Below are 17267 nucleotides of genomic sequence, written 5' to 3'. Positions count from 1 at the left end.
CTGTCGGGCGGGAGGAAAGAATGCCGCTTGAAATACTTCTGGTTCTGGTGGTCGGAGGCATCGTCGGCATCACCGTTCTGCTGCACCTGTCAGGGCGGTCACGCGTGCGCGAACTGACCCCCCAGACCGCGCGTTCGGAATGGCTGCGCCATGCGCCGGACGACGTAATTATTGATATAACAATCGCACATGACAAGCGGTCCGCCCTGATCCGAACCGAGACCGGCAATGGGCTGTTGTGGTCCTTTGGTGCCGATACGGTGGCGCGCCACCTTCTGGATTTCGACTGGATCGACCACCCCGAGGGTTTCGAAATTCAATTTCATGACTTCGGCACGCCCAAAGCCCTGATCCGCCTTGACGATTTCGAACGCCCCCACTGGCAAAACCTGATGGACCCCGCATGACCGACCAAGTGAGCTTTCCCGACGCCGTGCAATGGGCGGTGCCGTTCTTCATCGCCGCCATTCTGGCCGAGTTCCTGTGGATCGCTTTCAAAGGCAGGGGCGGACGGTATGAGACGCGCGATGCCGTCACCTCGCTGATCATGGGGGCGGGAAATATCGCCTCGGGGTTGCTGCTTGGGTTCATCGCATATGGCTTTTTCATGTGGCTGTGGCAGATCACGCCGCTGAACCTAGGCACCTCGATTCCGGTGATCATCCTGTGCTTTGTGCTGGATGATTTACGCTATTACTGGGTGCATCGGTTCGGTCACCGCATCCGCTGGGTCTGGGCCAGTCACGTGAACCACCACAGTTCTCAACACTACAATCTGACCACGGCGCTGCGGCAGACATGGACCTATACGTTTACCTTCATGATGGTGGTACGTGCGCCGCTGATCCTGCTGGGCTTCCACCCGGCGATGGTGCTGTTCTGCGGCGGTTTGAACCTGATCTATCAGTTCTGGATTCACACCGAGGCGATTGGAAAGATGCCCCGCTGGTTCGAGGCGGTGATGAACACCCCTAGCCACCACCGCGCCCATCATGGACGGAACGCGCGTTATCTGGATTGCAACTATGCCGGGGTTTTCATCATCTGGGACAAACTGTTTGGCACGTTTGTGCCCGAACAAAAGGACGACCGCGTCGATTACGGGCTGGTCCACAATATCGGCACGTTCAACCCGCTGCGCGTGGCCTTTCACGAATGGGTCAGTATCTGGCGCGACGCAACCCAGCCGGGGCTGACGCTGCGCGAGCGGCTGGCCTATTGCTTTGCTCCACCGGGTTACAGCCATGATGGCAGCCGCGAAAGCTCGGAACAGATCAAAGCCCGGCATCTGGCGCGCCATCCCGAAGATCGCGGAACGCCCGGTTTTGAACAACTTGAGGCCCAGACGCCCAATCCACAGGCAAAACAGGCTTAAACCCGCCTGTTCGACTCTCTGTTTTCTTGAAAACGGGATTTCACATTCCATATTCAGCGGATGTGACCCGTAGCCAGTAACCGGAGACCGCCATGACCCGTTTGATGACAGTATCGACCACACTTGGTTTGATCGGTCTGGCTTTGGCCATGTTGACGGCACTGTCGGGTGGCCCCTCAACCATCGTTGCATTGGGCTTTGCCATGCTTGCACTGGGCTTCATGGGAGCCGTGGTCGGCGCCGCCGCTGTACTTGGACGGGTTTGGGAATCCGCGCGCTGACACTTGGCAAATTCGCTCGTCTTAACCGCAGATTCATACCTTTGCCTTGAAATAAGGCCCTGACCGTTGACGTTAAGGGGCTTGGCAAGGACATGCGGGACAGGAAACAGGCAGATGTGCCCGAGGGTGCCGAAAGCCCTCTGAACGCGGCCGTCGCATCCCGCGACGAATCCTCGGTTCAGATGGCGACCGAGGCGGTAAAGCACAAACAATGCAAACTGGCCTTTCAGCCGGTCATGCAGGCGCATCAACCATTCGGTGTAGCGTTCTACGAAGGGTTCATTCGGGTGCTGGACGAAACCGGGCGGGTTATTCCTGCACGGGATTTCATGCCGCAATTGGAAAACACCCCGATCGGGCGAGATCTGGATTGTGTCGCATTGGAAATGGGGTTGAGGACACTGATCAATAACCCCGAAATCCGCCTGTCCATCAACATGTCCGCACGTTCTATCGGCTATGCGCGGTATTCTCGGGTGTTAGATCGGTTTCTCAAGAAAGACGCCAATTTGGGCGAACGGTTGATCCTGGAAATTTCGGAAAGTTCGGCCATGACTGTGCCCGAGTTGGTGATCGATTTCATGGACCGGCTGCAACCGCGCGGCGTTGCGTTTGCGCTGGACGATTTCGGTGCCAGCAATTTCAGTTTCCGCCACTTTCGCGAGTTTTTGTTTGATGCCGCCAAGATCGACGGTCAGTTCGTCCGCGGAGTTTCCGAAAACCCGGACAATCAAGCGTTGGTCCGGGCACTGGTCGCTGTGGCCCGGGAATTTGAAATTCTAGTAACCGCCGAATCGGTCGAAACTAGGGGCGATGCCGAATTCCTTGTGGCCAATGGCGTGGATTGCTTGCAGGGGTTTTTGTTCGGCGCACCCACTGTGTCGGGTCCTTGGAAAGACAAAAAACTTAAGAAAACCGGTAGTTAAAGATTTAGAATCCAATTCCAATTTACCTGAGACAAGCTGACCGTTGCTGCAATTGCAGCGTTACGCTATTCCATGAGCAGTTGGAGCGGGGGATCATGAGGCGCTCTGGATCTTAGAGGCCGGACCTCTGCGATCTGCGTCATCACGGTTCCCACTGGACCTTGATGGTAAAGGATTGTCTATATGACTAACGTAGTAATCGCATCTGCAGCCCGTACCGGTGTCGGCAGTTTTGGCGGCTCGTTTGCAAACACACCCGCACATGATCTGGGCACTGCCGTACTCGAAGCAGTTGTAGAACGTGCCGGAGTTGACAAGGGTGAAGTCAGCGAAACCATCATGGGTCAGGTACTGACGGCTGCACAGGGCCAGAACCCGGCGCGTCAGGCCCATATCAATGCCGGTCTGCCGCAAGAAAGCGCGGCTTGGGGCATCAACCAGGTGTGTGGCTCGGGTCTGCGCGCGGTTGCGTTGGGCGCACAGCACATCCAGCTGGGCGATGCCGAAATCGTGGCCGCCGGTGGTCAGGAAAATATGACCCTTTCGCCCCATGCCGCCGCGCTGCGCGCCGGTCACAAGATGGGCGACATGAAATATATCGACACGATGATCCGCGATGGTCTGTGGGATGCCTTCAACGGCTATCACATGGGTCAAACCGCTGAAAACGTTGCTGAAAAATGGCAGATCAGCCGTGACATGCAGGACGAATTCGCCGTTGCCTCGCAGAACAAGGCCGAAGCGGCGCAAAAGGCTGGTAAATTCGCCGACGAAATCACGCCCTTCACCATCAAGACCCGCAAGGGCGACATCGTTATGGACAAGGATGAATACATCCGCCACGGCGCAACCATGGAAGCCATGGGCAAGCTGCGCCCGGCCTTCACCAAGGATGGCTCGGTCACCGCAGCCAATGCCTCGGGCCTGAACGACGGTGCCGCCGCCACCCTGCTGATGTCAGCCGAAAACGCCGAAAAGCGCGGGATCGAGCCTCTGGCCCGCATCGCCTCTTACGCTACGGCAGGTCTGGACCCGGCGATCATGGGCGTTGGTCCGATCTATGCCTCGCGCAAAGCGCTGGAAAAAGCGGGCTGGTCGGTTGACGACCTGGATCTGGTTGAAGCCAACGAAGCCTTTGCTGCGCAGGCTTGTGCCGTGAACAAGGACATGGGTTGGGACCCATCCATCGTGAACGTCAACGGTGGCGCAATCGCCATCGGTCACCCGATCGGCGCATCGGGCTGCCGCGTTCTGAACACCCTGCTGTTCGAAATGAAGCGCCGCGACGCGAAAAAGGGTCTGGCGACCCTTTGCATCGGCGGCGGCATGGGTGTCGCCCTGTGTGTGGAGCGCGACTAAGTGCTTTGACAACTAAATGGAAAAGGGCGTCTACTGGGCGCCCTTTTTTGTTACATTCCGGCCCTATCCCTTAGATGCGACAATATCGCCGAACAGAAAGATCAAAACGAAGACGAAACGATATTGCGCAGCAATCTCTCTCAGAGTAACAGAATTACCAAGTCAGACTTAATTGGAGGATTCCTCAATGGCACGTACAGCACTCGTCACCGGCGGTTCCCGCGGCATCGGCGCATCAATTTCCAAGGCGCTCAAGGCCGAAGGCTACAATGTTGCAGCCACCTATGCCGGCAATGACGAAGCCGCCGCAAAATTCACCGAGGAAACCGGCATCGCCACCTACAAGTGGAACGTGGCCGACTATGATGAATCAAAAGCGGGCATTGAAAAGGTCGAAGCCGAAGTTGGCCCAATCGACATCGTGGTCGCCAATGCAGGCATCACCCGCGATGCCCCGTTCCACAAAATGACCCCTGAGCAGTGGCATCAGGTGATCGACACCAACCTGACCGGCGTTTTCAACACCGTCCACCCGGTATGGTCCGGCATGCGCGAGCGCAAGTTTGGCCGTGTGATCGTCATCAGTTCGATCAATGGTCAGAAAGGCCAGTTCGCGCAGGTGAACTATGCCGCGACCAAAGCGGGTGATCTCGGTATTGTGAAATCCCTCGCGCAAGAAGGGGCCCGTGCTGGTATCACCGCGAACGCCATCTGCCCCGGCTACATCGCAACCGAGATGGTGATGGCGGTTCCCGAGAAGGTTCGTGAATCCATCATCGGTCAAATCCCGGCTGGTCGACTGGGCGAGCCCGAGGAAATCGCGCGCTGCGTGGCGTTCCTGGCGTCGGACGATTCTCAGTTCATCAATGGCTCGACAATTTCGGCCAACGGTGCGCAATTCTTCGTCTGATCTGCAGACCCACGAACAATTCAGGCCGGTCCTTTTGGATCGGCCTTTTTCGTTCTGAAAACAACAGTTAAAGAATTGCACGTCTTCCCGGTGGCTGTATCCTTTCAAAGCAGATCGGTGAAAAAGGTCACGGCCCTATGACAAAAACTCAGGCAACAGCGATTGGGTTTGTGGCTGTGCTGCTGTGGTCTTTACTGGCGCTGTTCACAGTCGGCTCGACCCCAACCCCACCGCTTTTGCTGAACGCCATCTGTTTTTCTATCGGCGGCACGCTGGGCCTGATCTGGACATGGACCAACGGCGGTTTGCCCAAGTTACGGGCGGTGCCCTGGACAACGTATCTGTTCGGTGCAGCGGGCCTGTTCGGCTATCACGCCTTGTATTTTTCGGCCCTGCGCATGGCTCCAGCAGCTGAGGCTGGGTTGATCGCCTATCTCTGGCCCCTGCTGATCGTGCTGTTTTCCGGGCTATTGCCGGGCGAGCATCTGCGTATCGGTCATCTGTTTGGGGCCTGTCTGGGCTTTGCCGGAGCTGCGATCATCATCGCAGGAGGCGGTAGCGCAGGGGTTCAGACCGCTCATCTACCGGGGTATGGGCTGGCGCTGCTGTGCGCGCTGACATGGTCGGGATATTCGGTCCTGTCGCGCCGTTTGGGGGACACTCCGACCAGTTCGGTCGCCGTGTTCTGCATCGCGGCGGCGATTGCCTCGGGCGCGCTGCATCTTGCCGTTGAAGAAACCATCTGGCCCGACAACGCCTTTGGCTGGGCTTCGGTCGTGGCACTGGGTCTGGGGCCGGTGGGTCTAGCGTTTTATGTGTGGGATATCGGGGTAAAGCAGGGTGACATACAAATCCTCGGTACTGCCTCTTACGCGGCACCGCTGTTGTCTACGCTGGCTTTGGTTGGGGCCGGGATCGCCGCCCCGTCCTGGGGTCTGGCGATCGCGGCCGTGTTGATCACTGGTGGCGCGGCCATTGCCGCGCGGGCGAGCTTGCGTCGCTAGGCTGACAGGCGCTCGATCTCTTCTTTTAGCTTAAGCTTCTGCTTTTTGAGTTGTGCAATATGGAGATCGTCGATGCCAGGCGAGCGTTGGGCTTGTTCAACTTCAAGACCGAGTGTTTCGTGCTTTTTCTTCAGTTCGGTCAGGTGTGCGCTCACGCTCATGGCGATACTCCTCTGTTGGTGTCTGAGTTTCACGTAAGAAGTTGATCACATCGTTTCCACCCTGTCACGCTGCATACGCACAGATTCTGTAATAAATCCGACAAATTCGGCTGGTTACTGCCTATTGGCCGGACAACCCCGGCAGGGCGGCCGCATCGCGCAGCACCGCCGAAACCTGCGGTGTGTAGCTTTCACCGTCTTTTTCGTGGCGCGCGCCTGCATGCAAAATCAACGGCGCATGCAACCGAAACGCGACCTTTCCGCCCTTTTTGGCGCGTAAAATCACTAATTCGGCAGCCCGACCCGCGCGTGCCGCCAAAGGCAACACCTCGACTGAGCCCAGGCGCCCCGTGCAGCCCGCAAGCATATCTGGCAAACGGTCGGCCTTTTGGATCATGTGCAAATAGCCGCGCGGTGCGAGACGTTTGGCCGCAGTGTCGAACCAAACACCCAGTGGTGTGCCCTCACCCAGCGCGATTGCCCGTCCGTCATCCGCAGCGGCACTGTGCGCTCCGGCGCGGTAATAGGGCGGGTTGGCGATGACATGGTCAAACTGGCGCTGTTTCAGATCGGCAGGCAGGGCGGCAAGATCGGCCTCGACCACCTCGAACGATGCGACGTTCTCGACGGCGTTGCGACGGGCCAGCGCAGCATAGCTGGCCTGCAATTCCACCCCGACCCCTTGCAATCCCGGCACACGCGCCAGAAGGCACAGGATCGCGGCGCCTGCCCCGCAGCCCAGTTCCAGCACGGTGTGACCACGTGTCGCCGGAACCGAGGCAGCCAGCAAGACCGGGTCCACGCCCGCACGATATCCCGAACGCGGTTGCCACAGGCGCACACGGCCGTTCAAAAAATCGTTACAGGTCAGATCATTATCCGGAAAATGGCTCATCGACCCAGCGGAATCTCATTATCGCGCATCACCCGTTCAGCCCGCGTCAGGTCATCAGCCCGCACCATCAGACGACGGGGGAAGATTCCGATGCCGCCTTCGAGGATGCTCATATTTACGTCCATCTGAAAGCAGTCTATATCCTCACCCTCAAGAAGGGCCGAAGCAAAGGCCAGGATCGTCGGATCGGTGCTGCGCAAAAGTTCTTTCATAGGGATGGATGTAAGGGCAAGGTAAGTCGAAAGTCGAGCCTTGTATCAGGAGTGTGATGGAAATCGACGCGATCACAAAACCGCATGAGCGGCTGGCCGACCTTCTGACCGGCGAAATGGCTGCGGTGAATGAGCTGATCCGCACGCGCATGGCCTCTGATCACGCGCCGCGCATCCCCGAAGTGACGGCACATCTGGTTGAAGCCGGTGGCAAACGTCTGCGTCCGATGCTGACCCTGGCGGCCGCACGTCTGTTCGGTTACGCGGGCGACCACCATGTGCGGCTGGCCGCGACGGTTGAGTTCATCCACACGGCGACCCTACTGCATGACGATGTGGTGGACGAAAGCGCCCAGCGGCGTGGCCGCCCAACGGCGAACCTGCTGTGGGACAACAAGTCCAGCGTTCTGGTGGGCGATTACCTGTTCTCCCGCAGTTTCCAGTTGATGGTTGAGACCGGGTCACTGCGTGTCCTGGATATTCTGGCCAATGCCTCGGCCACCATTGCCGAAGGTGAGGTGCTACAGATGACTGCGGCCACCGATCTGGGCACGGATGAGGCGATTTACCTGCAGGTTGTACGCGGCAAGACCGCCGCCCTGTTCTCGGCCGCGACCGAGGTTGGCGGTGTAATCGCCGGAGCGTCTGAGGAACAGGTCAAGGCGCTGTATGACTATGGCGATGCTTTGGGTGTTGCCTTCCAGATCGCTGATGATCTGCTAGATTATCAAGGTGATAGCAAGGCCACCGGTAAAAATGTCGGCGACGATTTCCGCGAACGTAAGTTGACCCTGCCGGTGATCAAGGCCGTGGCGCAAGCCACCCCTGATGAACATGCCTTTTGGGAGCGCACGATTGGCCGGGGTCGCCAAGAAGAGGGTGACCTGGACCACGCGCTGAGCCTGATGGGAAAATACGGCACGCTCGACGCCACCCGGTCAGATGCGTTCGACTGGGCCGCCAAGGCCAAGGAGGCGCTGGCGCCCCTGCCCGATCATGAGATTCGCACGCTGCTGCGTGATCTGGCCGATTACGTGGTTTCGCGCCTCAATTAAGCTGCACCGCACGGCACCACCAATCGGGATGGGCCGCGCCGATCTCGTACGCTGCGAAATGCGCGTCTTTCATTGTGGGATAGAGCGCGAAACAGGTCGAACCTGACCCCGACATGCGGGCCAACAGCGCCCGCGTAGTCAATCGCAGTGAATCCAGCGCAAACTCAATTTCGCGGGCGATGCCCATTGCGGGGATTTCCAGATCATTCCGCTGGTCACGCAACCATTCGGCGCAGGCCCTGGCATTCTCGAATTCCGGGATATCAATCGGCATGGGCAGGTTGTCCCGCCGGGCCAATGCCTTGAACACCGAAGATGTGGGCACCGGAATACCCGGGTTGACCAGAACTGCAGGCAAATTCGGAAGGGACACGGACGTTAGCCTATCGCCAATTCCCTGCATTCGTGTCGCTTGGGCGGCCATGCAAACAGGTACATCAGCACCCAGAGAAACAGGCAGGTCCTCTGGTATGCCGACCCCCTGACCAGCCAACGCCCAAAGGGTCGCGGCGGCGTCAGACGAACCGCCGCCAATCCCGCCACCATGCGGCAGCACCTTGTTCAGATCGATATGGCCCGTCCACCCGGCGGCTTGGGCTGCTTTCCAGACCAGATTGCGACTGTCCGCAGGCACGCCTGCCGCGTGTTCTCCGGTGACTGAGATCGACAATTCAGGGCCTGGTGTAAACTGCAACCTGTCGCCTACATCAGCAAATACGACCAGCGAATCCAACAAGTGAAATCCATCAACCCGCTGGCCGGTCACATGCAGAGTCAGGTTGATCTTGGCGGGCGCGAAGGCCTTAGTTGCCATTGGCGACCTTCAACGGTTCCGTCCCTTCTTCGGCCAGAACCTCGTCGAGGCCAATCTCCAGCTTGCGACGGATACGGTCGGGATCAGCCTCGGCATCCGTGTCTTCAGGATCAATGAAGGACAGGGCGCGTTTCCACTGGAACTCAGCCTCGCGCGCGCGGCCCACAGCCCAATAAACATCACCCAGATGATCGTTCACCACTGGATCAACCGCCATCAGCTCGACCGCGCGCTCCATATGTTCGACCGCCTCATCATAGCGGCCCAGACGAAACAGGACCCAGCCCAGACTGTCGACGATATAACCGCTGTCGGGGCGCGCCGCGACAGCGCGTTCGATCATGTTCAGCGCCTCGTCCAGTTTTTCGCGCCGTTCGACCAGAGAATATCCCAAATAGTTCAGCACCTGCGGCTGATCTGGGTTCAACTCTAGCGCGCGGCGGAAATCGGCCTCGGCCTGATCCCATTGTTTGAGCCGTTCGTGCGAGATGCCACGGGCATAGTGCAAAAACCAGTTCCCACCCTCGGTCAGTTCGATGGCACGATCATAAGACGCGACAGCGCTGGTGTATTCTTCTTGCTGGCGTTGCAGATCGGCCAGAGCTACATGAACGCTGGGCAGGTTTGGGTTCTGGCTGGCCAGGGTCTGCAACACCTCGGCAGCAGCATCCTTTTTGTCCGACCGGCTAAGCACCTCGGCCCGGCCTAGTTCAGCCGCGTGATAATCACTGCTGCTGGCGGGTACTTGACGATAGGCTTCCACGGCCAGATCATATTGCTCCAGCACGTCCAGCAATTCGGCACTCAGCAAGATCGCATCCACATGTCCGGGACGCAGGAACGCAGCCGTGCGCACATAAAGCAGGACATAGTTCTGCGCCGCCTCATTGCTCAGCGCTGCGCCAACGGAAAAGAAAACCTCGGCCATGCCATCTTGCGCCGATCGAACATGGGTGAACGGCAGGGTATCACCATCGGACAGGCGCGCCACATAACCTTCGATCGACGGGTCGCTGCCGGCCGCAAATACCTCACCCAGAAATTGCTGTGCCTCTTCATTGCGGTCCAGTTGCGACAAAACCTCGGCCCGGGCCAAAGCGGCCCGTCGCGAAAAGCGGGCAACCGCACCGTTATGGGCCGTGAATACTTCTTCGGCCCCTTCAAAATCGCCAACCGAGGCCAGCGCCAGCGCCTTGTGGTACAGTGCAAAGTCGCGCAAGCCATCCTGCGTTGCGACCTCGTCAAACTGCTCCATCGCGCGGGTCATGGCCCCTTGGCCAATGTATGCCCATCCCTGTACCAAACCGTCGACCAAAGGCCCCACGCCTTGCGTTTCGGGATCACGGGCCAGCAATTCATCCAGTTTGCCGTCGGCCACCAGATTGGCGGTGATCACCATCCTTGCTGCCTGACTGGGCAAACCGGCATCCTCAATCATCTGCGCAACAGGCAGCGCGCGTACCACATCGCCCAGCGCCAGCCGTGCGACAACCACGCTTTCCAACAATGCTGCATTTTCAGGATCGGCTTTCAGGGCCTGCGCATAGTATTTTTCAGCGGCTGAATAGTCGTTCTGATAGATGGCCTGACGGCCAGCCAAATACGCACCGGACCCCGAATCCGCTACAGCTGGAAGCACAATCGACGAGGTGAAGAGCGCAGCCATTGCGGCGCGACGAACCAGAGAAATCACCAAAATCCTGCCTTGCTATTCTTGTCTGCGCAATAAGCTAGGGCTTTGGCTGGCAAGAGGCAATGGCAGAGCCTTCACGACCCTGCCAGTGCCCGGTTTTTTGCTTACATATTTGGATAGTTTGGCCCGTCGCCACCCTGCGGCGTGGTCCAAGTGATGTTCTTGCTCGGGTCCTTGATGTCGCAGGTCTTGCAGTGGACGCAGTTCTGGAAGTTGATCACGAAGCGCGGATTGCCTTCATCCTCGACCATCTCATACACACCCGCCGGGCAATAGCGCTGCGCCGGTTCGTCGTATTTGGGCAGGTTGACTTTGACCGGGATGTCCGGGTCCGCCAGTTTCAGGTGGCAGGGCTGGCTTTCCTCGTGATTGGTCATCGCAAACGAGACGTTGGTTAGGCGGTCAAACGACAGCGTGCCATCGGGTTTGGGATAATCGATAGGCTTGTGTTTGCTGGCCTCTTCGGTCGAATCCGCGTCGTTCTTGCCATGGCCCACTGTGCCCAACAGCGAAAAGCCCAGCGTGTTGGTCCACATATCCAGACCGCCCAGCATCAGGCTGGCGGTCAGACCCCATTTCGACCAGATCGGCTTGACGTTTCGCACCTTTTTCAGATCGCTGCCGATCGGGCCATTGCGCACATCGGTCTCGTAATCGGTCAGCTCATCGCCCGAGCGTTCTGCCTTGATGGCGTCAAAGGCGGCTTCAGCCGCGGCTTTGCCCGACAGCATCGCGTTGTGATTGCCCTTGATGCGCGGCACGTTGACCATGCCCGCCGAACAGCCCAACAGCGCCACGCCCGGCGCTACCAGTTTCGGCATCGACTGATAGCCGCCTTCGGTGATCGCACGGGCACCGTAGGCCACGCGCTTGCCGCCCTTCAGCAGCTCGGCCACCATCGGATGATGCTTGAAGCGCTGAAACTCCATATACGGGTACAGGTGCGGGTTTTTATAGTTCAGGTGGACCACAAACCCGACATAGACCTGATTGTTTTCAAGGTGATAGATAAAGGATCCGCCGCCCGCGTTGCTGCCCAGCGGCCAGCCCATCGTATGCGTGACGGTGCCTTCCTTGTGCTTGGCGGGGTCGATCTCCCAGATCTCTTTCATGCCGACGCCGTATTTTTGCACCTCTTTGCCGGCCTGCAGGTCGTATTTGGCGATGACTTCTTTGGACAGCGAACCGCGCACGCCTTCGGACAGGAAGACATATTTGCCGTGCAGCTCCATACCAGGTTCGGTGTTGGGGCCGTATGAGCCATCGGGTTCCAGGCCAAACACCCCGGCCACGACGCCTCTGACTTCACCATTGTCACCATAAACCAGCTCTGAACACGCCATGCCGGGGAAGATTTCCACGCCCAGTTCCTCGGCCTGTTCGGCCATCCAGCGGCAGACATTGCCCATCGAGACGATGTAGTTGCCGTGGTTGTTCATCAGCGGCGGCATCGGGAAGTTGGGAATACGGATCTTACCCGCCTCGCCCAGCATGTAGAAATTGTCTTCGGTCACCGGCGTGTTCAACGGCGCGCCTTTTTCCTTCCAGTCGGGGATCAGCGCATCCAGACCACAGGGGTCCAATACCGCGCCCGACAGGATATGCGCGCCCACTTCCGAGCCTTTTTCTAGAACAACGACGTTCAGGTCCGCGTCCAGCTGTTTCAGACGGATGGCTGCCGAAAGGCCCGCCGGGCCTGCGCCCACGATAACCACATCGTATTCCATCGCTTCGCGTTCAATCTCGGCCATCGCGGGCTCCTTAGCTAACTTTCCGAATTGGCGCTTTCTACATGCTGTCGGCGCAATATTGTTTCACGGCTGATTACATGGTTGCTAAGACCTTGGTCAATCAAAACACGGCGTAACATTGCTGCAATGCGGCAGTTATGTATCGGGAGAGTCCCCCATAAGGTACCTGGGACCGCTACCATGGCATTTGGCGCGGTCGTCCGGGTTGTAAAGGGCGCATTTCGGAAGGCTGAGGCAGCCACAGCCGATACACCCATCCAGATTGTCGCGCAACCGCGTCAAGGTAGCGATTCGCTGATCCAGACGGTCACGCAGCCCAACACTGATTTTCTGCCAATCCTTTGGCGTTGGTGTGCGGTTGCCAGGCAAGTCGGACAAAACATCCTTGATCTCGGGCAACGTCAGGCCAAACTGCTGGGCGATCATGATGAAACTCAACCGCCGAATATCAGCGCGCTGATACCGCCGCTGCCCACCCGCATTGCGCCATGGCGCGATCAGCCCCTGCGCCTCGTAGTACCGGATGGCCGACACAGCCAACCCCGTGCGCCGGGCCAATGCGCCAATTGCCAGCCCTTCGGAAACTGCCATTGTCCTCATTTAGTCCCTTGACCTAAAGTTAGGTTTAGAAATTACAGTGAGTCGTGACAAGCCTCAATTCGCAAAGGAGACCCCATGATGGCGACGCTTGAACACACCAACTTCACCGTTCGCGACCCGCAGGCTTCGGCCGCGTGGATGCACAAGGTGTTTGGTTGGAAAACCCGCTGGGAAGGCCCGGCCATTGCGGGCGGCTATACCGTGCATGTGGGCAGCGCGCATACCTATCTGGCGCTTTATGCGCCCAGCGATCCGCAGCCATCCGGCGAAAGCAGTTACGACATCATTGGAGGGCTGAACCACGTGGGTGTTTTGGTCGAAGATATCGACGCCACCGAGCAGCAAGTGATCAAAGCCGGCTTCACGCCCAAGTCACATGCGGATTATGAGCCCGGAAAACGGTTCTACTTTGACGACGACAATGGCATCGAATTCGAAGTGATTAGTTACAACTAGGGCGTTCCGGGAAACATCTTACAAACTCGTTATCGCCAATATCCCGAGAGCGCGAAGTGCGACAGGGTATTGGCGATTCAAACTTTTCCCGAACAACATAGGCCGTAATCCGCCCGCTGCGGGGCCAAGACCTCTTGCAATTCACGCCTCATTTGGGTCAGGTATTTGCCAACCCATCAATTCGCCCCGACGCTGGTTCCATGCGGCGGGGCGCATCAATTTATGCGTGGACGACAAGACCATGGAAAAAATTCCGATGACGCCTACGGGCAATGCCGCGCTTGCGGCAGAGCTGAAAAACCTGAAATCCGTTGAGCGCCCAGCTATCATCGAGGCCATTGCTACGGCCCGTGAATTGGGTGACCTGAAGGAAAACGCCGAATATCATTCGGCCCGCGAAAAACAGGGCTTTATCGAAGGCCGTATCAAAGAGCTGGAAGGCATCCTATCGCTGGCCGATGTGATCGACCCTGCCAAGCTGTCGGGTGCGATCAAATTCGGCGCCAAGGTTACGCTGGTCGATGAGGACACTGACGAGGAAAAGACCTGGCAGATCGTGGGTGAGTATGAGGCCAATATCGAAAACGGTCTGCTCAACATCAAATCCCCCATCGCCCGCGCCCTGATCGGCAAGGACGAAGGTGACAGTGTCGAAGTCCGCACCCCCGGTGGTGTGCGGTCTTACGAAGTCCTGAGTATCGAGTACGCCTGACCGGAGCGTCCTTCATGTCCGAGCCCACGCCAGAGCAGGAAGCCGAGCGGCCAACGTCGTTGGGTGTTTACGACAAGCCCTCGCGGCCGTCCGTGACCGAGATCGAGATTGCGGCCATCGTGCTTAGCGTGATCTGGCTGGTGGTTTCGGTGGTGTTTCTGGTGCTGCCCGACGACGTCGAGGGCGGTGGGTTCGTGGTGACCTTGCTGGCGGTGTTCATGCCGGTAGCAATGATCTGGGTCGCGGCTACGGCGATGCGCGCCAGCCGCGTCATGCGCGAAGAAAGTGAGCGTCTGCAGACTGCGATTGATGCAATCCGGCAGACTTATGTCCTCCAGCAACAGCGGGCCGCCATTTCCCACGAACCGGCCGTCAGCAAGAAGTTGGACGAAATCGCTGAATCCGCGAAAAAGACAGAAAGTACACTGGCCACGTTTTCGACCAAACGTTGCGAACCCGCGCGGGCGGCAGCGTCAAACGGAACCGGCGACCAAACCTCGTTGGAGCTGGGGACGCAGGCCGAGGACATCGCGCCGCCACTCAGCACCGATATTTTCATCCGAGCGCTGAATTTCCCCGAAACGCAGGATGACGCCGAAGGGTTCGACGCCTTGCGTCTGGCGTTGAAGGACCGCAAGACCGCCCAACTGGTGCAGGCTTCGCAGGACGTTTTGACGCTGCTCAGCCAGGAAGGCATCTATATGGATGACCTGCGCCCCGACATGTCCCGCCCCGAGATCTGGCGGCAATTCGCGCAGGGTGCCCGTGGTCGCTCGGTGGCGGCTTTGGGCGGCATTCGGGATCGGTCGTCGCTTGCGCTGACGGCGGCGCGGATGAAGCAGGACCCGATCTTTCGCGACGCCGCACATCATTTTCTGCGCCGCTTTGACCACATGATCGTGGCTTTTGAACCTGAGGCCAGCGATGCCGACCTGACCGCATTGGGTGAGACCCGAACGGCGCGAGCCTTCATGTTACTGGGGCGTGTGGCTGGAACCTTCGACTAAAGGCCGAAGCTGCCGTAGGGGATAAACCGGACTAGATCGCCCGGTTTGATATGGCGCGCGCCGTCTTCGATTTCGACCAGCCCTTCGGCCCAGCTGAGCCCGCTGATCCGGCCCGATCCTTCAGAGGCAAACACCTCGACCCGGCCATCGCGCACTCGGGCGCGCAGATATTCGCGGCGGCCCGGTTTCTTGCGTTTTTCAAAGGCGGCGGGCAGATCGAACCCCTGTGGGTCCTGCCAGCCCTCACCCGCCATCAGACCCAAAGCCGGGCGCGCAAAGATCAGGGTGCAGACCTTAGCCGCAACCGGATTACCGGGCAGGCCAAAGACCGGTGTGCCTTCCCACAATCCCAGAGCCAGCGGCCGCCCCGGTTTGAGCGCAATCCTCCATTCCTGCATCGCCCCCGCCTCTCGCAACAGGGCCGAGACGTGATCCTCATCCCCGGCTGACGCGCCACCGCTGGTCAGGATTACATCCGCCTGTTCCGCCGCCGCATTCAGGCGATCGCGCAAATCTTCCCGGTCATCAGAAACCCGCCCCATATCCACCGGCTGAAACCCCATGCGGTCGATCAGTGACAACAGCATCGGGCGGTTGGCATCGAATATCTGGCCTGGCCCGGCCTTGTCTCCGGGTTCGATCAGTTCATCACCGGTCGACAGCACCGCCACACGCAGCGTATTGCGCACTGGAACTTTTGCAATTCCGGCAGCCGACAACAACGCCAGATCGGCGGGCGTCAACCTTCGCCCGGCAGACAGAACCAGATCGCCCGCGGTCACGTCCTCACCTGCACGGCGGGTGTTTGCACCCTGTTTCAGGGGGCCGTGAAAAGCGATGTGGCCATCTTGTACGGTCACGTCCTCTTCTAGAATGACCGTATCCACACCCTCAGGCAACGCCGCGCCGGTCAACACCCGCAGCGCATGGCCATGCGGCACCGTGCCATCAAACGGGATACCTGCAGCCGCGCGGCCCGGATGCAATGGCATCACCTGCGCACCCTCGGGCATCGCACCCGCAAATCCGTAGCCGTCAACGGCCGTATTCGGTTGCGGCGGGTTCGAGCGTTTAGCGATGATATCCTCTGCCAGAATGCGCCCCATAGCCTGCGGGAGCGCAATTGTTTCAACAGGCACAACTACCGTCAGCCGCTGGCGCAGCAGGGCCAGCGCGTCATCCACCGGCGTCCAGCTCACCCCGGCAGGCAAAGCAAAGCAATCGTTGCGCAGGGGCGGTGGGGCAATATCCGGCTTGCGTTGTGACACTCCCAAAATCCAGCCTTCCTCTGCTGCGTTGACATTCAGATGGTTCGCCAATTCCTCGGGTCGCATCCCGGCCAGTGACAGCGCGACCTGTTCCACCTGCCAGGCGTCCTTGATCCGGTCTTTCGGCCCGGCCCCCAGGGTAAGCGAGGGCCAGATTTCCACAAAGGCGACCGGGGTGTCCAGCGGCTCGAACGGCCAGACCGAGATTTGTCCGGTAAATGCGCGGCGCAGACGGGCCAGAACCGGCAGGCCAGTCATGACCTGACCACCCACAGCACCGGCCCCGCCCATTTGCCAACACGTAAAGCTGCCCTTGGTTTCGGGGTTCAGTTCGACGCAACGGCGTTCGGGAAATGGGTTGTGATAGTCCGCCTTGATTTTGGGCAGACCGTCGATGCCACGTCGCAGGCCATTGAACCAGAACGGACCCTTGCCGCCAAAACGGCGGTTAATCTCTCCGGCCAGATCAAACCGGTTGTTGGCTTTTGGCGAATCCTCGATCCGGCTCTCGAACCAGTCCCACAACCGCAACGGATCATCCGAGCCGGTCAGCGCATGGGCGAACCCTTTGGGATAGCCAAAGGGGAAATCGAACCCCAGACACAGCCGCCGTCCTGAGGCAATCTCATCCGCAATCAGGTTGTGCAGCCATTGCTCGGCAATCTTGCGGTTTCTAAGGTATGTCGGTTCTTCTGCCCTGCCCTGTCGCACCACACAGGCCCAGATGGCATCCTTGCGTTCGGAAAGGCCGGTGTCATTGCCACCGGACCAATCGACCATGGCAAAAC

19 protein-coding genes are annotated in these 17267 nt (G+C 58.9%); 11 read left to right on the top strand and 8 right to left on the bottom strand.

Annotated elements, in window-relative coordinates:
- The first annotated feature begins 20 nt into the window (after nucleotides 1-20).
- The 7 genes from ACR0AL_RS13030 to yddG all read left to right on the top strand — a co-directional run bounded on the left by ACR0AL_RS13030 (nucleotide 21) and on the right by yddG (nucleotide 5855).
- Nucleotides 21-407: a hypothetical protein gene (locus ACR0AL_RS13030; RefSeq protein WP_170350652.1), complete on the top strand. Its 387-nt coding sequence runs from the start codon at nucleotides 21-23 to the stop codon at nucleotides 405-407.
- Nucleotides 404-1375 (top strand): sterol desaturase family protein, encoded by a 972-nt coding sequence (locus ACR0AL_RS13025; RefSeq protein ID WP_170350654.1) that lies wholly within the window; start codon nucleotides 404-406, stop codon nucleotides 1373-1375. Before ACR0AL_RS13030 ends, ACR0AL_RS13025 begins: the two co-directional genes overlap by 4 nt.
- Before the next feature lie 92 nt (nucleotides 1376-1467).
- The gene (locus ACR0AL_RS13020; RefSeq protein WP_480663321.1) at nucleotides 1468-1656 is read left to right on the top strand and encodes a hypothetical protein; all 189 of its coding nucleotides are present in this window, start codon (nucleotides 1468-1470) and stop codon (nucleotides 1654-1656) included.
- A 92-nt stretch (nucleotides 1657-1748) separates the two neighbouring features.
- Complete coding sequence (locus ACR0AL_RS13015; RefSeq protein ID WP_480663319.1) at nucleotides 1749-2582, top strand: EAL domain-containing protein; 834 nt, start codon at nucleotides 1749-1751, stop codon at nucleotides 2580-2582.
- Nucleotides 2583-2765: 183 nt separating this feature from the next.
- Complete coding sequence (locus ACR0AL_RS13010; RefSeq protein WP_170350658.1) at nucleotides 2766-3941, top strand: acetyl-CoA C-acetyltransferase; 1176 nt, start codon at nucleotides 2766-2768, stop codon at nucleotides 3939-3941.
- A 187-nt stretch (nucleotides 3942-4128) separates the two neighbouring features.
- Complete coding sequence (gene phbB, locus ACR0AL_RS13005) at nucleotides 4129-4851, top strand: acetoacetyl-CoA reductase (protein WP_170350661.1); 723 nt, start codon at nucleotides 4129-4131, stop codon at nucleotides 4849-4851.
- 137 nt (nucleotides 4852-4988) lie between these two features.
- The gene (gene yddG, locus ACR0AL_RS13000; protein ID WP_480663317.1) at nucleotides 4989-5855 is read left to right on the top strand and encodes an aromatic amino acid exporter YddG; all 867 of its coding nucleotides are present in this window, start codon (nucleotides 4989-4991) and stop codon (nucleotides 5853-5855) included.
- On the opposite strand, the gene ACR0AL_RS12995 is transcribed toward yddG, so the two are convergent.
- The 3 genes from ACR0AL_RS12995 to ACR0AL_RS12985 form a co-directional block, all read right to left on the bottom strand.
- Nucleotides 5852-6016, bottom strand: a complete 165-nt coding sequence (locus tag ACR0AL_RS12995; protein WP_170350663.1) for a YdcH family protein — start codon at nucleotides 6014-6016, stop codon at nucleotides 5852-5854. The genes yddG and ACR0AL_RS12995 overlap by 4 nt on opposite strands.
- Nucleotides 6017-6137: 121 nt before the next feature.
- Nucleotides 6138-6911, bottom strand: a complete 774-nt coding sequence (locus tag ACR0AL_RS12990; RefSeq protein ID WP_480663315.1) for a tRNA1(Val) (adenine(37)-N6)-methyltransferase — start codon at nucleotides 6909-6911, stop codon at nucleotides 6138-6140.
- Nucleotides 6908-7123: a putative signal transducing protein gene (locus tag ACR0AL_RS12985; RefSeq protein ID WP_037316655.1), complete on the bottom strand. Its 216-nt coding sequence runs from the start codon at nucleotides 7121-7123 to the stop codon at nucleotides 6908-6910. Before ACR0AL_RS12985 ends, ACR0AL_RS12990 begins: the two co-directional genes overlap by 4 nt.
- Nucleotides 7124-7179: 56 nt before the next feature.
- Between ACR0AL_RS12985 and ACR0AL_RS12980 the strand changes: the two genes are divergently transcribed.
- Nucleotides 7180-8178, top strand: a complete 999-nt coding sequence (locus ACR0AL_RS12980; protein WP_480663313.1) for a polyprenyl synthetase family protein — start codon at nucleotides 7180-7182, stop codon at nucleotides 8176-8178.
- Here ACR0AL_RS12980 and ACR0AL_RS12975 read toward each other — a convergent pair.
- The 4 genes from ACR0AL_RS12975 to soxR form a co-directional block, all read right to left on the bottom strand.
- Complete coding sequence (locus tag ACR0AL_RS12975; RefSeq protein ID WP_480663311.1) at nucleotides 8171-8992, bottom strand: 4-(cytidine 5'-diphospho)-2-C-methyl-D-erythritol kinase; 822 nt, start codon at nucleotides 8990-8992, stop codon at nucleotides 8171-8173. The genes ACR0AL_RS12980 and ACR0AL_RS12975 overlap by 8 nt on opposite strands.
- Complete coding sequence (locus tag ACR0AL_RS12970; RefSeq protein WP_480663449.1) at nucleotides 8982-10658, bottom strand: tetratricopeptide repeat protein; 1677 nt, start codon at nucleotides 10656-10658, stop codon at nucleotides 8982-8984. The genes ACR0AL_RS12975 and ACR0AL_RS12970 overlap by 11 nt, the downstream gene beginning before the upstream one ends.
- A 131-nt stretch (nucleotides 10659-10789) precedes the next feature.
- Nucleotides 10790-12436 carry an electron transfer flavoprotein-ubiquinone oxidoreductase gene (locus ACR0AL_RS12965; protein WP_480648115.1) on the bottom strand — a complete coding sequence of 549 codons (1647 nt, stop codon included), beginning with the start codon at nucleotides 12434-12436 and terminating at the stop codon, nucleotides 10790-10792.
- Nucleotides 12437-12571: 135 nt separating this feature from the next.
- Nucleotides 12572-13027: a redox-sensitive transcriptional activator SoxR gene (gene soxR / locus ACR0AL_RS12960; RefSeq protein ID WP_170350673.1), complete on the bottom strand. Its 456-nt coding sequence runs from the start codon at nucleotides 13025-13027 to the stop codon at nucleotides 12572-12574.
- An 84-nt stretch (nucleotides 13028-13111) separates the two neighbouring features.
- Between soxR and ACR0AL_RS12955 the strand changes: the two genes are divergently transcribed.
- The 3 genes from ACR0AL_RS12955 (at nucleotide 13112) to ACR0AL_RS12945 (ending at nucleotide 15211) form a co-directional block, all read left to right on the top strand.
- Nucleotides 13112-13492: a VOC family protein gene (locus ACR0AL_RS12955; protein WP_170350675.1), complete on the top strand. Its 381-nt coding sequence runs from the start codon at nucleotides 13112-13114 to the stop codon at nucleotides 13490-13492.
- 241 nt (nucleotides 13493-13733) lie between these two features.
- Complete coding sequence (gene greA, locus ACR0AL_RS12950; protein ID WP_058282071.1) at nucleotides 13734-14204, top strand: transcription elongation factor GreA; 471 nt, start codon at nucleotides 13734-13736, stop codon at nucleotides 14202-14204.
- Between the two features lie 14 nt (nucleotides 14205-14218).
- Nucleotides 14219-15211 carry a hypothetical protein gene (locus ACR0AL_RS12945; protein WP_480663309.1) on the top strand — a complete coding sequence of 331 codons (993 nt, stop codon included), beginning with the start codon at nucleotides 14219-14221 and terminating at the stop codon, nucleotides 15209-15211.
- Here the strand turns inward: ACR0AL_RS12945 and ACR0AL_RS12940 are convergent.
- A complete protein-coding gene (locus ACR0AL_RS12940) occupies nucleotides 15208-17259 on the bottom strand; it encodes a molybdopterin-binding protein (RefSeq protein WP_480663447.1) in 2052 nt (683 codons plus the stop codon). The genes ACR0AL_RS12945 and ACR0AL_RS12940 overlap by 4 nt on opposite strands.
- Between the last annotated feature and the right edge of the window lie 8 nt (nucleotides 17260-17267).

The sequence above is a fragment of the Ruegeria sp. BB1 genome (assembly GCF_056539465.1).
The sequence above is the reverse complement of the archived record's forward strand: the minus strand, read 5'-3'. Positions and strand labels throughout refer to the sequence as shown.